General features: G+C 49.3%; 12 protein-coding genes. 10 read left to right on the plus strand and 2 right to left on the minus strand.

What is annotated here, in order from left to right; all coding sequences use genetic code 11:
- Positions 1 to 385: 385 nt before the first annotated feature.
- Positions 386 to 775 (plus strand): MarR family winged helix-turn-helix transcriptional regulator, encoded by a 390-nt coding sequence (locus D1831_RS09765; protein WP_125072757.1) that lies wholly within the window; start codon positions 386 to 388, stop codon positions 773 to 775.
- A gap of 318 nt (positions 776 to 1,093) precedes the next feature.
- On the opposite strand, the gene D1831_RS09770 is transcribed toward D1831_RS09765, so the two are convergent.
- Positions 1,094 to 3,319: an ATP-dependent Clp protease ATP-binding subunit gene (locus D1831_RS09770; protein WP_125072758.1), complete on the minus strand. Its 2,226-nt coding sequence runs from the start codon at positions 3,317 to 3,319 to the stop codon at positions 1,094 to 1,096.
- Positions 3,320 to 3,819: 500 nt separating this feature from the next.
- On the opposite strand from D1831_RS09770, the gene D1831_RS09775 reads away from it, so the two are divergent.
- The 7 genes from D1831_RS09775 (at position 3,820) to D1831_RS09805 (ending at position 11,267) form a co-directional block, all read left to right on the plus strand.
- A complete protein-coding gene (locus D1831_RS09775; protein WP_125072759.1) occupies positions 3,820 to 4,017 on the plus strand; it encodes a hypothetical protein in 198 nt (65 codons plus the stop codon).
- Positions 4,018 to 4,164: 147 nt separating this feature from the next.
- Positions 4,165 to 4,431: a phosphocarrier protein HPr gene (locus tag D1831_RS09780; RefSeq protein WP_057705283.1), complete on the plus strand. Its 267-nt coding sequence runs from the start codon at positions 4,165 to 4,167 to the stop codon at positions 4,429 to 4,431.
- The gene (gene ptsP / locus D1831_RS09785; protein WP_125072760.1) at positions 4,431 to 6,161 is read left to right on the plus strand and encodes a phosphoenolpyruvate--protein phosphotransferase; all 1,731 of its coding nucleotides are present in this window, start codon (positions 4,431 to 4,433) and stop codon (positions 6,159 to 6,161) included. Before D1831_RS09780 ends, ptsP begins: the two co-directional genes overlap by 1 nt.
- A gap of 507 nt (positions 6,162 to 6,668) precedes the next feature.
- On the plus strand, positions 6,669 to 7,847 hold the full coding sequence (locus D1831_RS09790) for a glycosyltransferase family 4 protein (protein WP_125072761.1): 1,179 nt from the start codon (positions 6,669 to 6,671) through the stop codon (positions 7,845 to 7,847).
- Between the two features lie 11 nt (positions 7,848 to 7,858).
- Complete coding sequence (locus D1831_RS09795) at positions 7,859 to 8,881, plus strand: glycosyltransferase family 4 protein (RefSeq protein ID WP_125072762.1); 1,023 nt, start codon at positions 7,859 to 7,861, stop codon at positions 8,879 to 8,881.
- A gap of 2 nt (positions 8,882 to 8,883) precedes the next feature.
- Positions 8,884 to 9,930, plus strand: a complete 1,047-nt coding sequence (locus tag D1831_RS09800) for a lysylphosphatidylglycerol synthase transmembrane domain-containing protein (protein WP_125072763.1) — start codon at positions 8,884 to 8,886, stop codon at positions 9,928 to 9,930.
- Between the two features lie 86 nt (positions 9,931 to 10,016).
- The gene (locus D1831_RS09805) at positions 10,017 to 11,267 is read left to right on the plus strand and encodes a D-alanyl-D-alanine carboxypeptidase family protein (RefSeq protein WP_125072764.1); all 1,251 of its coding nucleotides are present in this window, start codon (positions 10,017 to 10,019) and stop codon (positions 11,265 to 11,267) included.
- A 69-nt stretch (positions 11,268 to 11,336) separates the two neighbouring features.
- Here the strand turns inward: D1831_RS09805 and D1831_RS09810 are convergent, their stop codons facing one another.
- On the minus strand, positions 11,337 to 12,521 hold the full coding sequence (locus D1831_RS09810; RefSeq protein WP_125072765.1) for a pyridoxal phosphate-dependent aminotransferase: 1,185 nt from the start codon (positions 12,519 to 12,521) through the stop codon (positions 11,337 to 11,339).
- Between the two features lie 190 nt (positions 12,522 to 12,711).
- Here D1831_RS09810 and D1831_RS09815 point away from each other — a divergent pair, with 190 nt between their 5' ends.
- Both D1831_RS09815 and D1831_RS09820 read left to right on the plus strand, forming a co-directional pair.
- Positions 12,712 to 12,948, plus strand: a complete 237-nt coding sequence (locus tag D1831_RS09815; RefSeq protein ID WP_125072766.1) for a YkuJ family protein — start codon at positions 12,712 to 12,714, stop codon at positions 12,946 to 12,948.
- A gap of 154 nt (positions 12,949 to 13,102) precedes the next feature.
- Positions 13,103 to 15,253 carry an LTA synthase family protein gene (locus tag D1831_RS09820; RefSeq protein ID WP_125072767.1) on the plus strand — a complete coding sequence of 717 codons (2,151 nt, stop codon included), beginning with the start codon at positions 13,103 to 13,105 and terminating at the stop codon, positions 15,251 to 15,253.
- Positions 15,254 to 15,763: the final 510 nt, after the last annotated feature.

The raw sequence follows: 15,763 nt of genomic DNA on the forward strand, positions 1-15,763 counted from the left end.
ATGGTTAGGCGGACCGTTTTTTACGACGGACAACGGTGGTGTTTAGGCGCGGATACGGGAGGGTAAATGCTAGGCATCTTATAAAAAAATATGGTGGAATTAATGATAGATTAATCCCGGTATTGCGCCGATTGTGACGGGAAACAGCGCTGCACGTACTGACTACCGGTAAAAGTTAATTGTATAAATATTATAATTGTGTGATAATAACGTTGTTAATTAAGTTGATTAACCGCAAGAATGATTGGTGTAAATGATTGATTGAATCCCACCAGCAGGCGCAGCGTTAACCGTGATTCGCATTCGAACGTTTAGTTCTAAACGGCCGTTCCCGAATCACCGTTTAACGGACCCGCCAAAAACATGACAGAAAGGATGTATTCGTATGCAACAACCAATAAACTACGTTTTAGACATCATGCACTTAGAACGGGACCTTAAACGGTTGACCGGTAAGTGGTCAAAAACGACCGGTTTGAAGTTAAACGAGTTACGGATCCTCGTTTACGTTCAACAGCACCCGGGCATGCAGATTGGGGAAGTCGCCAGTGCGTTAACGGTTGCTAAGGCGTCGTTAGCCCAAAGCATCGGCTCCCTGATCGATCAGGGCTGGCTGGCTAGTGAACCCACGCAACACGACCGCCGGTTACGCGTGTTAACGCTGACCGCTAAGGGGCGTGAGTTAATGGAAACGGTTGATAACCAATTAGAAGCATCGTTGTCGACCAGCCCGGCGCTGGCGTTTGTTGACCGCTTAAAAGCGCTCCAAGCTTAACGCGGCCCTTAGAACTCCTTTTTCGTAAATCAACGGACTTTAAGTTGGGCTTAAAGTTCAAACCAACAAGTAACACCCGGCCAGTGGTTTTTAGAACCGCTGAACGGGTGCTTTTTTCAGAGCAAAAACAGAGTGTGCCAAAAGTCGGTTAGCGGGTGAGCATTAACGGCGTATGGCGAATAATCCTGGGCTTGGATTGTTTGACATATGGGGTTAAGCGGAGCCCGCTGACTTTTGAAACCCGTTTCGACAATAATTATTCGGAGATAAAAACGAGGCTGTGACTTTTGTCACAGCCTCGTTGCTTTTAACGTTAACTTAGTCTTCCTTAGTTTCCGCTGCTAAGACGATCTTGCCGTCTTCAACTTTGGCAACCATGTTCTTGGCGTCGCTGTGGTCGAGGTAGAAGTCCGCGATTCGGTCTTCAATCTGTTCCTGAATGACCCGCCGGAGTGGCCGGGCCCCCATTTGCGGGTTGTAGCCTAAATCGACTAACTTTTCTTCGACCGGTTCGGTCACGTGCACGTGTAAGCCTTGGTTGGCTAGCATCTTATTGACGTCGTCGATCATCAGGGCCACGATCTTCATCAAGTTTTCCTTGGAAAGGGCGTTGAACTGAATGATGTCGTCAAACCGGTTCAAGAACTCTGGCTTGAAGTAGTCGGTCAAACGGGCGGTAATGTCGTGGGTCTTGCCCTCAGCCGCCGCACCGAACCCGACGTTGGCTTCGCTGTCACCGGTCCCAGCGTTCGAAGTCATGATAATGATCGTATCCTTGAAACTGACGGTCCGACCTTGTGAGTCGGTCAAACGACCGTCGTCCAGGATTTGTAAGAACATGTGCATGACGTCCGGGTGGGCCTTTTCGATTTCATCCAACAGTACGAGGCTGTACGGGTGGCGCCGAACTTGTTCGGTCAACTGGCCGGCTTCTTCGTAACCAACGTAGCCGGGCGGTGAACCAATCAGTTTGGCCACTGAATGGGGTTCCATGTACTCACTCATGTCAAAGCGAATCATGGCGTCCTCGGAACCAAAGAGTTCCTTGGCTAATTGCTTAGCCAATTCCGTTTTACCAACCCCGGTCGGTCCGACGAACATGAACGAGCCAATTGGCCGCCCAGTCCCGTTTAAACCGATCCGGTTCCGGCGAATGGCGCGGGCCACGGCTTCAACGGCCTTGTCCTGTCCAATGACGTGACTTTCAAGGTCGGGGGCTAAGGTCTTCATTTGGGCCTGCTCCTTGGCTTGTAAGTCGCCAACCGGAATGTTGGTCTTTTCTTCGACGATCTGTTCCATGTCCTTAACCGTAACGGTCGCCGTGTCAGCGGCTTGTTGACCGGCGTTTTCGTCCGGCTTAGCCTTTTCTAACTTGGCAACTTGGTCGCGGTAGTAGGCGGCCTTTTCGTAGTCTTCCTTCTTTAAGGCGTCCTGCTTTTGTTGTTCGGCCGCGTCGATCTTTTCTTGGATGGTCTTAGGATCGATCGTCTTCAACGTTAAGTTCTTCCGTGAACCGGCTTCATCGAGTAAGTCGATTGCCTTGTCCGGCAAGAAGCGGTCCTGGATGTAACGGTTGGACAGTTTGACCGCCGCAACGATGGCATCCGGGGTGTACTTAACGTGGTGGTAATCTTCGTATTTCTTTTGAATCCCTTGTAAAATTTTAACGGATTCTTCAACGCTCGGTTCGTTGACCGTTACCGGCTGGAACCGGCGGGCGAGGGCGGCATCCTTTTCGATGTCGCGGTATTCGTTCAGTGTCGTGGCCCCAACTAACTGGAAGTCACCCCGGGCTAACGCTGGTTTCAAAACGTTACCAGCGTCCATCCCGCCTTCCGCGTTGCCGGCACCCATGATTTCATGGATTTCGTCAATGAAGAGCACGATGTTCGGGTTCGACTGAACTTCCTTCATTAGTTGTTGCATCCGTTGTTCAAACTGACCCCGAATCCCGGTACCCTGTACCAGGGAAGCCACGTCCAAACGAATAATTTCTTTATTAAGCAGTTTTTGTGGAACTTGACCAGAAACGATCTTCTGCGCTAAGCCTTCAACGACCGCCGTTTTACCAACCCCAGCTTCACCAATTAAAACCGGGTTGTTCTTAGTACGCCGGTTTAAAATTTCGATGACGCGGTTGATTTCGTTATCCCGACCAATGACCGGGTCAATCTTGCCTTGCTTGGCTTGAGCCGTCAAGTTGTAGCCGTATTGACCGAGGAGGCCGCCGCCGTTGTTGTTGCCACGACGGTTGCCGCCATTAGGACCAGCTGGTTGGGTCGGCGGAGTCTGTTGCTGCTGCCGGTAAGCGTCGTCAGGGTTGACGCCGCCACCTTGCATGGCGCGGAAGATATCGTCAAGGCCACCAAAACCGAATGGGTCTTGTGCCATATCAGTACCTCCAACTCCGTTATTTGGTTGCTGTTCCTGATTCTTTAGCAGTTGATAGCAATTTTGACAAAGGTTGATTTGTCGCCGCTGACCGTTGACGTTCGTATATAAATGAATCGTCGCTTCGTTCTTATGGCAATTGTCACAAAGCATTATGCTGTCACACACCTTTCGCATCAGAAATATAACTAAATCGATTAGGATCATAGTTAAGGTCCAAAGATTGTTTGACCTTTGTTGACCTTTGACTATTAGTATAACGATTTTACTGACCGTTGCAAGTTAAAAGTCTCAACGTCGCAACTGGACCTGAAGCCTAAGCGCGGCTAGGGCAATCGTCCCGTTTTCGGTTTAATTATTTCCGAGATATCGATGGCCGCAACGGATGGCTTGTCTTGTATCAAGAATCGTTGTATATTAAAAACCTGGTCAGGACCAGACCACGTTGCGCTATCTGACTACATTATAGTACAAAGTGTTGATTTTGCATGTCAAAGGACTGACCAGTCCTGATGTTAACCGCCAGTCAGTTCGGGATAATTGGCTTAAGGACTGCTCTGACAAGCGTCAAAGTTGTTCAGCGAACGAACACGGTTAATGATTTTTTTAATGTTGGCCGGTGGAACCGCACCGGTTAGGGAGGCGGTAATTTTTTGGCACCAGATTACGCACAGTTAATGGAAGACTTACGCACCGGCAAACGGGAAAGTTTCAGCGTTGAGCCGGACAACTTCATGGCCTTTCACGACGCCTACATGGCCTACGAGTACCGCAAGCGCATCATTGGTATGGCGGGCCTGGATGGCAAGGTGGTTTACCATTTTGATAAGGATGATAAGGCTACCAATTAATAGGAATAGCTTGAATGAAAGGGCTTGTATTTTAATTGGATAATTGCTATCATCATTAGTAAGGGCTCTTGAGTAACGTGTTGGCGGCAACTCGAATTGACTCGGGCCAATTTTAAACTTTACATCTTTGAAGGAGATCGAATAGTTATGGAAAAGAAAGAATTTCACGTAATCGCAGACACAGGTATCCACGCACGTCCCGCAACCTTATTGGTACAATCAGCAAGTAAATTCAACTCAGAAATTACGTTGCAATACCAAGACAAGTCAGTTAACTTGAAGTCCATCATGGGCGTTATGTCACTTGGTGTTGGTAAAGACGCCGACGTGACGATTTCTGCTGAAGGTGCCGACGAAGCCGACGCCATCGCAGCGTTAGCTGAAACGATGAAGAAAGAAGGCTTATCTGAATAATGGCTGAAAAGGTACTAAAAGGAATTGCTGCCAGTGATGGTATTGCAATTGCTAAGGCCTATATGCTAGTTGATCCAGATTTGTCATTCGAAAAGACGACGGTTGCCAACATTGACGCCGAAGTCAAACGGTTACATGACGCTTTTGACGCTTCCAAGGCCGAACTAAAAGTCATCAAAGACAAAGCGGTTGAAAACTTGGGTGAAGAAGAAGCGGAAGTCTTTGAAGCTCATATCACGATCTTATCCGACCCCGAAATGTTGGGACAAATTGAAGGTAAGATCAAGGATGATAAAGTCAACGCTGAAGAAGCCTTGAAGGAAGTTACCGATACTTTCATTTCAATGTTTGAAGCAATGACGGATAATGCATATATGCAAGAACGCGCTGGCGATATTCGCGACGTTACGAAGCGGGTCTTAAGTCACTTGTTAGGGGTCACCTTACCAAGTCCAGCCCTGATCAACTCTGAAGTGATCGTGGTTGCGCACGACTTAACGCCTAGTGATACGGCTCAACTTGATCGTAAGTACGTTAAGGGCTTCATTACTGACATTGGTGGACGGACGAGTCACTCGGCCATCATGTCACGGACCCTTGAAATTCCAGCGGTCGTTGGTTCTGAAACGGCTACTACTGATATCAAAGACGGTGACGAACTGGTCTTAGATGGTATCAACGGTTCCGCTTTACTCAAGCCAACTGCTGATGAAGTTAAGGATTACGAACAACAAGCTAAAGATTTCATCGCGCAAAAGGCTGAATGGGCGAAGTTAAAGAACGAAGCCACCGTTTCTAAAGACGGTAAACACTTCGAATTAGCTTCCAACATCGGGACACCGGACGATATGGACGGTGTCTTGGCTGCGGGTTCCGAAGCGATTGGGTTGTTCCGGTCAGAATTCCTGTACATGAACAGTGCGGAATTACCTGACGAAGACACCCAGTTCGAAGCCTACAAGAAGGTTGTCGAAGGGATGAAGGGCAAACCCGTCATCGTTCGGACCATGGATATCGGTGGTGACAAGCACTTACCATACTTGCCACTTCCCGACGAAATGAACCCATTCTTGGGTTACCGGGCTATTCGGATTTCCTTGGATCGTGACGACATTTTCCGGACCCAATTACGGGCCTTGTTACGGGCGTCACACTATGGTCAATTACGGATTATGTTCCCAATGATCGCTACCTTGGACGAATTCCGGAAAGCTAAGGGCATCTTCGAAGAAGAAAAGGCCAAGTTAGTCAAAGCCGGGACACCGGTTGCTGACGATATCAAACTTGGAATCATGATTGAAATTCCAGCCGCTGCCATTTTGGCTGACCAATTTGCTAAGGAAGTTGACTTCTTTAGTATTGGGACCAACGACTTGATTCAATACTCCTTCGCGGCTGACCGTGGTAACGAACGCGTTTCGTACTTGTATCAACCATACAACCCATCGTTGTTACGTTTGATCAAGCACGTGATTGACGCGGCGCACGCCAACGGTCGCTTCACCGGGATGTGTGGTGAAGTTGCCGGGGACCAAATCGCGGTTCCATTATTAATGGGCTTAGGTTTGGATGAATTCTCAATGAGTTCAACTTCCGTTCTTAAGACGCGTTCCTTAATGAAGAAGATCGACACTAAGGAAATGGCTAAGTTAGCTGACAAAGCCATCAACGAATGTGTCACGAACGAAGAAGTTAAGGAATTAGTTGAAAAGAACGTCTTCAACAAATAATTCACGATAATGAAAGGGTTCACCGACTACTTGCCGGTGAACCCTTTTTTCGTGTGAGTAAAAAGCCTAAAATCATTGGACAGTGTCAATGATTTCCGGGTTAGTGAATGCTTTCCGCCTTCCACTCGGCGCCGAACGAACAAAAATTTAGCTCACTAATAGTTGAATCGTGACAAATATGCCGCCTCCAGCTCGGTCAGCGCCGAGCGGACGGCGGCAATTAACCACTAATTTAGAAGCTGTTTACGCAATTTGGGGATTTAAATGAGTCGGTATGAGTTTAAACGTGGCTTGCGTCAGTCTCAAAGCGTGGAGCGGCGCACCGCTTCACAGCGAACCCTTAATTTATATTAAGATTATTTGCAACTCTGATAGCGAACCAATATAATTGTTATAATTAAGCATTGAAACGCAGTCGTCACTGCTCAGGCAGGTCCATGCACGTCTGAAGCAACGCTGGTTCGCGGGCCGCGCCCGGGATCAGCGGGAATTAAGGGGAGAATCTACGTGAACATCGGGATATTTACAGATACATACTATCCACAAGTGAGTGGGGTCGCGACGTCGATCAAGGTATTGCGTAATCAACTCGAGCGGGCTGGTCATCAGGTGTACATCTTTACGACCACGGATCCCCATGTTGATAAGAATATTTATGAACGTAATATCTTTCGGTTTACTAGCATCCCGTTCGTGTCGTTTACGGATCGGCGGATCGCCGTACGGGGGTTGTTTAAGGCCTACCAAGTGGCCAAGGACCTCGGGTTGGACATTGTGCACACCCAAACCGAATTTTCGATGGGGATGATTGGAAAATTCGTGGCTAAACAGCTTAAAATTCCGTGCATCCACACGTACCACACGATGTACGAGGATTATTTGCACTACATCGCAAACGGTAAGTTGCTAAAACCGTACCACGTGAAAGAAGCCACCCGGGCCTATTGTTACCATTTAAACGGAATCGTGGCGCCGAGTCACCGGGTGTCGAAAACGTTAAAGGGCTACGGCGTCAAGGCCCCGATTCGGATCATTCCGACCGGGATCGACATTAACCAGTACGAACAGGCCGCGACCGTGGACTACCGTAAAAAGTTAGGCTATCAACCGGACACGCCGGTACTATTATCACTGAGCCGTCTGGCGTACGAAAAAAACATCCACGAAGTGATCGCGGCTTTGCCGGCGATCATTGCTCAGGTGCCGGCAACCCAGCTCGTGATCGTAGGGGACGGGCCCGCCCGTGAAACGCTGGAGAACCAGGTGAAGGACGCCGGTTTGACCGAACACGTGCAGTTTACCGGTGAGATCGATAACGACGAAGTCTATAACCTGTACCAGATGGCGGACTTGTTCGTTTCGGCTTCACATTCGGAATCACAGGGGCTGACCTACATCGAAGCGATGGCGGCCGGGCTAAAGACCGTCGTGGCGGCCGGTCCGTACACCGATCATTTATTGGACGACCCGTCACTGGGGACCACGTTTACCAATGAGGCCGGGTTAGTCAAGGACGTCGTGCGCTACTTACAACACCCGCACACCTTTGATGACCCGAAGCCGCGGCAAAAGAAGCTGTACCAAATTTCTGCCGAGTACTTTGGCAAACGGGTGATCAATTACTATCAGGATGTTCAGTTGGCTTATTCGGAAACGCCCGATAAGTCGGCCAACATCAGCAACTAAGGGGACGAACTATGCTAAACATTACCATGTTTTCGAAGGCTGACTCGGTCAAGGGTCAGGGGGTCGGCAGCGCGTATCAGGAGCTGATGCGGCTGCTGCAAACACACTGGCAGGACGAATTTAACATTAAAGTTAACCGCTACGGGCGGTCCGCGATTTCACACTACCACACGGTCAACCCGTTGTTTTATTTATCAACGTTTATGCCGAACCGCGGCCGAAAAATTGGTTATGTGCACTTTTTGCCCGAAACGCTGGAGGGGAGCCTGAAGCTGCCCCGCCCCGCGCAGGCGATTTTTAACCGTTACCTGATTTCGTTTTATAAGCGGATGGATCACATCGTGGTGGTCAACCCGACCTTTATTCCGAAATTGGAGGCTTACCACATCAAGCGGGCCGACGTGACCTACATCCCGAACTTTGTTAGTAAGCGGGAATTTTACGAAATGACCAAGGCTAAACAGTTGAAGTTGCGGCAACAGTACGGTTATGACCAAAATAAGTTCATGATTTTAGGAACCGGTCAGATCCAGGACCGTAAAGGCGTGCCGGACTTCATTACGTTAGCAAAACGGAACCCCGACATCCAGTTCGTGTGGGCCGGTGGTTTTTCGTTCGGGCGAATCACGGACGGTTACCAGGACTTAAAGAAGGTCGTGGACAACCCGCCGGCCAACCTGTCGTTTCCGGGGATCGTGGACCGTGAAAAATTGGTCGACTACTATAACATGGCCGATTTGTTCCTATTACCGTCATACAACGAACTGTTTCCGATGTCAGTCTTGGAGGCCTTTAGTTGTGGCACGCCGGTACTGTTAAGGGACTTAGATTTATACCGGGCGATCATTGACGGCTACTACCAGGCGGCCAGCGACGTCGACGACATGCAAAAACAAATCGACCGGTTGCGGGCTAACCCGGCCGGGATGCAATTTTTGCACGATAAGGCCGTCTTGGCGTCACAAGATTACTCGGAGGACCGCTTAGCTGAGGTTTGGCACGACTTTTATTTACAACAAGCAAAAGAGGGCTAGCCATGACAAGAAAAAACATCTGGTCCTTACTGGCGATGGTGGCCCTCGGCGTGGGGATTTCGTGGTACTCACTGCGTAACGTCAAGCTCAGTCACTTAATGAACGATATCGCTACGTTAAACTGGTGGTGGCTGCTGGTGGCCCTCGGTTGTATCGGCCTGTACTTTGGGTTAGAAGCCGTGGTTTTGCAAAAGTTTGTCCGCCACCGTTACCGCAAATACTCGTTTCGGAGTGCTTTGCGGGTCCCGTTAGCTGAACAGTTATTTAACGGGATCACGCCGTTTTCATCCGGTGGCCAGCCGGCGCAGATCTTCGTGATGGCGCAGTCCGGCATCGACGCCGGGCGGGCGAGTTCGGTCGCGTTGATGAAGTTCGTCGTGTTTCAGGCGATGGTCGTCTTAAACTTTCTGTTTGCGATGCTGATTGGCTTTCACTACTTAGCTGAAAAATTAAGTTACCTATCGTTATACGTCTTTTTCGGCTTTTTGATTCACTTTGCCGTGATTGTCGGCCTGCTACTAGTGATGTACTGGTACAATTTTACCAAGCGGGCGGTCAAGATCGTGCTGATCCCGGTCGGCTGGTTCATGAAGGCCGACCGCTTCGCAAAGTTTCAAGCCAACATTAACGAAAAAATCGATTCGTTTTACGAAGAGAGTCTGCGGATGACCAAGGATTGGCGAATGTTGCTGGAAGTTTGCGTGATCACATTCTTCCAGTTGCTGTTTTACTACCTGATCCCGTACTTCATCATGCGGGCGATGGGCTACCACGGCATTAACGTTGTGATGGTCACCAGCCTAAACGTCCTGATTTTCTTGGTGACCTCGCTGTTCCCGATTCCCGGGGGCGCGGGCGGTGCCGAGTTCGGGTTTACCGAGTTATTTGCGAAGTTTATTCCCAGCCACAGTAAGCTGATTTTAGCGATGCTGATCTGGCGGATCTTAACGTACTACCTGGGGTTGTTCCTGGGGATGATCGCCATGGCGATGCGGCCGGAGAAAGCGGAAGAAATCCCGCTGGACGAACGGCCCGTTAAAAATAATTGAATGGTTGAAGTGGGACAGTAGTGCTCAGCGTTTAGCGCTGCCTACTGTCCCCGTTTATTTGGAAAAGTTTAGAAGAGGAAGGTTTTATGTTAAAAATGAGCAAACGACCCCTAGTGTGGGGATTAGTGGTCGGCTGCGTCGTCGTGGCCGGGCTTTGCGGGGGCGTTACGCCGGCTAAAGCGGCCACTAACAAGGCCGATAAGGTCAAAGCGGCCTACATTATTGACGCCAAGACCGGTCAGGCGGTGTACGCCCAAAATGCGGACCAGAAGTTACCGATCGCGTCGTTAAGTAAGTTAATGACCCTTTATTTAGTGGAAAAGGCGCTAGCTAAGGGGCAGATCAAGTGGACCGATACGGTGCCGATTCAGAAAAACGTCCGTAAAATGGCCACTAGCGCCACCTTGTCCGTCATGCCGATGCCCGCTAAGGAGAAGTTTACCGTTAAGGAACTGTTTGAGGCGACCCTGGTTGGTTCGTCCAATAGCGGGGCGATCGCTTTAGGGGAATACGTGGCCGGCAGCAACGCGAAGTTCATTGCCATGATGAACGCGCAGGCTAAACGCTGGGGCGTGGCGGCGCACTTTATTAGCGCGTCCGGACTTGATAATACCGACCTGACGACGTACCACCTTGATTTGAAGGGGACCGGCGAGCAGGCTCAGAACCTGGTTTCGGCCCGGGCCATTACCACCATCGCGCAGCACCTGATCAACGAGTTTCCGGACGTCATTCAAATGGCGGACCAGGGAAAGGTCAAAATTCACAAGTACACGGTACCGACGTCGGTCCAGATCATTAAGGGGCAGAAGTTTTACGATTCACGGGTACCGGCGGACGGTTTAAAAACCGGCTACACGAACCAGGCGGGGGCCTGCTTAGTCGCCACTTTTAAACAGAACGGTCGCCGGATGATCGCAACCACCCTCGGGGCGGCGTGGAAGTTTACCGCTAATAATAACTTACGGTTAATGTTAAAACAAACTGAACGGTACCAAAACGTGGTCCCGCGGACGGTGAAGTACCAAATCCCCGGGACGCAAACGTCTGTTCGCTTGGTGGCTAAGGGGGCCATCCGCTTCTGGGAAAATACCCGGCACCCTTACAGTGTTCGCCGTGAAACCGTTTGGCCACTGCACACGACTAAACCGAACTACTTAGGGGCGCACACGCCGGTCTTAAAGGTTCACCTGACCGATCCGGAGTCGGGGGCGACCCACACCGTCGTTTACCAGACGTCGGCGGCCACCACCTTACTGGGCCCGCTGGCGTGGGCGACCAAGGTCGAGCAGTCCAGCGAGTTACGGTTGAACGCGGCCTTTGCGCTCACTAATTAAGCCCATTAAAAATTGCCACCAGCCCAAGTCGGCCGGTGGCAATTTTTAGGTTAAACGCGCGCCGCGAAACTACTGTTGGTTGGCGGGGTCTTGAATGTAGGCGGTCAGGCGGTCCATCGCTTTGTGCAGCTTTTCCATGCTGGCGGCGTAACTGAGCCGGACGTAACCCTCACCTTGTTCACCGAAGCCGGTGCCGGGAATGATGGCTAACTTGTTCTTGCGGGCCAAGTCCTTGCAGAATTCCATCGAGTTCTGTTTAAAACCGGCGGGAATCTTGGCAAAGATGTAGAAGGCCCCGGTTGGGCGGGCAATCTTAAAGCCTAAATCGGCCATCGTCTTGTAAACGAAGTCGCGGCGTTGTTGGTACTGTTCGCGCATTGGCAGGGCGTCGTCGATCCCGTTAGTCAGGGCTTCGATCCCAGCTTTCTGGGCGATGGTCGTGGCGGCGGTCACGTAGTACTGGTGGACCTTCTTCATTTGCGCCGTCATTTCTTTAGAGGCAAACAGGAACCCAATCCGCCAGCCGGTCATCGCGTGCGACTTGGAGAGGCCGTTGATCAAAATGACTTCGTCCGGGATGAACTTGGCAATTGAAACGTGGGTGCTGCCGTAAGTTAGTTCACTGTACACTTCGTCGGAAACGACCCAGAGGTTATGGCGCTTGAAACAGTCGGCCAAGGCCTTGATCTCGTCTTCAACGTAGGTCACACCGGTGGGGTTGTTCGGGTAGTTCATGATGATGCCCTTGAAGTTGGCTTCCGGGTGGGCGGCAATGAAGTCGTCAACCATTTTTGGCGTAATCACGAAGTCGTTAACACCGGTATCCATGAAGAGTGGGGTGGCGCGGGCTTCCTGAATGATCGGGATGTAAGCCGGGAAGATCGGTGACGGCACGATGATCGCGTCACCGGGATTACAAATGGTGGTCAACGCGGTCGCAATCGCTTCGGTGGCCCCGACGGTGACGAGGACTTGGTCTTCGGCGTCGTAGTGCAGCCCGTACTTCTTAGCCTGGAAGTTAGCGGCGGCCTTCCGGAGGTCCAGTAAACCGGCCATCCCGGTGTAGTGGGACCAGTTGTCGTCAATCGCCTTTTTGGCGGCTTCCTTGACGTGTTCGGGGGTGTTGAAATCCGGTTCACCCAGGGTCAGTTTGACCATGTCGGGGATGGCACTGACTTCTTCGTCGAACTGACGAATCGTTGAAACTTGAATCTGACTGATCGTATCGTTTAAATCATTACGAAATAGGGACATCGTAGACACTCCTTTTAATTTATAAGTTGTTCTAATTTTAGCACAACTTCTCACCGGTCTACGGCTTAGTTGCGGTATAATTGTAATTGTAAAAATTTGCTTTGAAAATGGGCTTTCTGCTGAAAAAACGTGTTATTACCCGGTTTTTTTGCTAGAATAAAAACAAAACTTAAGGAGCGAGATTAGTATAATGGAAAAATCTGAACTATCAGCAATTCTCAAACGATTAGAAGCCATGCGGACGACTGACGCCACCGAAGTACAATCACGGCGGTTTGAAAAGGAAGGCGTCGAACGCGGGCAAGTAGCGTACGATCCCGCAACTTCGACTTACACGTTACAAGAATTCAACCCGGACCAAAGCTTTGAATTTGATAACATCGACTTAGTTGCCATTGAATTGTACGATTTATTAACGGACAACTAGACTTTCCCCCAACCTAGATAGAATTTCGATAGATCCATATTATGACTGCGTTGAATGTTGAAGAATTTTTGAAGAAACCTTCAAGATATTGCTAACTACTAGCCAACCGTTATAATATGGATTTGTTAATAGCAATGACGGAGGAAGAATTACCATGCCCAAATTTTTAAAAAACACGGTTGGGAAAGTCAACACCACGCTTGGCTTTTACACCCTGACCGTGGTCTTATTTTGGCTTAAGACGTATATCGCGTACAAAACCGAATTTACCCTGGGGGTCAAGGGGGCCGTTCAGGAGTTTATTCTGTTATTAAATCCCTTCCCAACGGCCATCGTGCTGCTAGGAATCGCGTTATACTTCCGCGGTCGCTTAAAATATTGGTTGATCATGATCATCGACGCGCTCCAAACGACCTGGTTGTTTGCCAATATTTTGTATTACCGTGAATTTTCAGATTTCATGTCGGCCGGAGTGATCAAGAGTTCCGGCGCGGCCAGCAACAATTTAGGGACTAGTTTGGGTCAAATTATCCATGCCAGCGATTTTCTCGTTTATGCGGACGTCGTGTTACTGATTTTACTGTTAGTCTTTAAGGTCATTCGAATCGATCCGCGACCGTTTAAGTTACGCTACGCCGCGACGTTAACCATGATCGGGGTGGCGCTGTTTGCCGTCGACCTCGGGATGTCCGAACACGACCGCTCGGACCTGTTGACGCGGACGTTTGATAATAACTATATCGTGAAGTACTTAGGTTTAAATACTTACGCGGGTTATAGTTTTTACCAGACGGAAAAGGAAAGTGCCACCCGGGCACAGGCTAGCAGCAGCGACATGAAGAGTGTCTTAGCCTACTTAAAAAAGAACCAGGCGGGCGACAACGTGAAGTACTTTGGTAAGGCCAAGGGCAAGAACGTTTTCGTGATCCACTTGGAAAGTTTCCAACAATTTTTGATTGATTATAAGGTCGATGGGAAGGAAGTTACCCCGAACCTGAATAAGTTCTACCACGATAAGAGTACCTTGAGTTTTGACAATTTCTATCACCAAGTAGCGCAGGGGAAGACCTCTGATGCGGAAATGATGATGGAAAACTCGTTGTTCGGGTTACCGACCGGGTCCGCGATGACCCAGTACGGGACTTCCAACACCTTCCAGGCGGCCCCGGCAATCCTCTCACAAAAGGGGTACACGACGGCGGCTTTCCACGGGGACGTGGCTAGTTTCTGGAACCGGGACAACGCGTACAAGTCGTGGGGGTATAACTACTTCTTCTATTCTTCCTACTATAAAGAGAAGGCCAACTACACGGTTGGTTACGGTTTAAAGGATAAGATCTTCTTTAAGGATTCGGTGAAGTACCTCGAACAGTTGCCACAACCGTTCTACGCTAAGCTGATCACCCTGACCAACCATTACCCGTACACCCTGGACAAGGAGAACCAGTCGATCGCCAAAACGACGACGGGGGATTCCACGGTGGACGGCTACGTGCAAACGGCGCACTACTTGGATCAGTCCTTTGCGGAATTCATTAGTTACTTGAAGAAGGCCGGACTGTATAAGAATAGTATGATCGTCTTGTACGGGGACCACTACGGGATTTCAAATAACCACCGGGCCGCAATTGCCCAGCTGTTGGGTAAAAAGTCGGTGACGAATTTTGACTTGGCCCAGTTCCAGAAGGTACCGTTCATGATCCATTCAGAAGGGATCGAAGGGGGCGTCAACCACACGTATGGTGGTGAAATTGACGCGTTACCAACGATCTTTGACTTACTGGGGATCAAGAACAAGGGGTACGTTCAGTTCGGGACCGACCTACTGTCTAAGCAGCACAACCAGACCGTGGCGTTCCGAAACGGTGACTTTGTTTCGCCAACCTACACGAAGGTCGGTAGTACGGTTTACGACACCAAGACCGGGCAGAAGCTGGAGAACATGACTACGAAGCAGAAGGACGCTGTTAAAGCGATGCAAAATCACGTGACGACCGAACTCTCGTTATCCGATCGGGTCATCCAGGGTGACTTACTCCGGTTCTACACGCCTAAGGGCTTTAAGAAGGTCAATAAGTCGGACTATAGTTACAAGGTCAACAAGACGTTAGAGTCATTAAAGAACGTCCAGAAACAGAAGAAGACGAGTCTCCTGTCTAAACGCAAGGGTAAGACTTCCGAAAGCCTCTATAAGACGGACGCACCGGAACTCTCTAGTTCCAGTGACAGTTCCAGTTCAAGTTCTAGTTCTAGTTCTAGTTCTAGTTCTAGTTCTAGTTCTAGTTCTAGTTCTAGTTCGAAATAAGCTCAACCAGCTCAGGAGCAGTGCGTCAGCACTGCTCCTTTTTTGTGCGGTGATTTTTGACCGGCGAGCTTTTAAATATTCATTTAGGTAAAAGCGTGCACGGATGGGGGGTGTTTTGAAAAAAACTGAGAATTGTTGTAAGTTTTACTTGTATTTAGGATTAAAACCCCGTAGAATATAGTCTGTTGCGGTAATCCCGAGCAAAGCTAGTTTTTCAAAATTAATTGAAAAAAGTGCTTGACCCGGGTCGCGATTATTGATATTATATTTCTTGTCGTTAAGAGCGACATGCAACATTACTCATTATTATGAATATATCAAACGATGAGAACCATTACATTGAATGTTTATTCAAAATAATTTATAAAAAGATGTTGACAGGTTGTTCTGATGATGATAAACTTTAATAGTTGCGTTGAGGTAATCAACTTAACGAATTAGACCTTTGAAAACTGAACAAAGTTTCGACGAATCAAATGTGTAGGGTCTCTTGAACTTGATTCAAGAGCA

The sequence above is a fragment of the Lactiplantibacillus garii genome (assembly GCF_003885105.1).
GTDB lineage: Bacteria > Bacillota > Bacilli > Lactobacillales > Lactobacillaceae > Lactiplantibacillus > Lactiplantibacillus garii.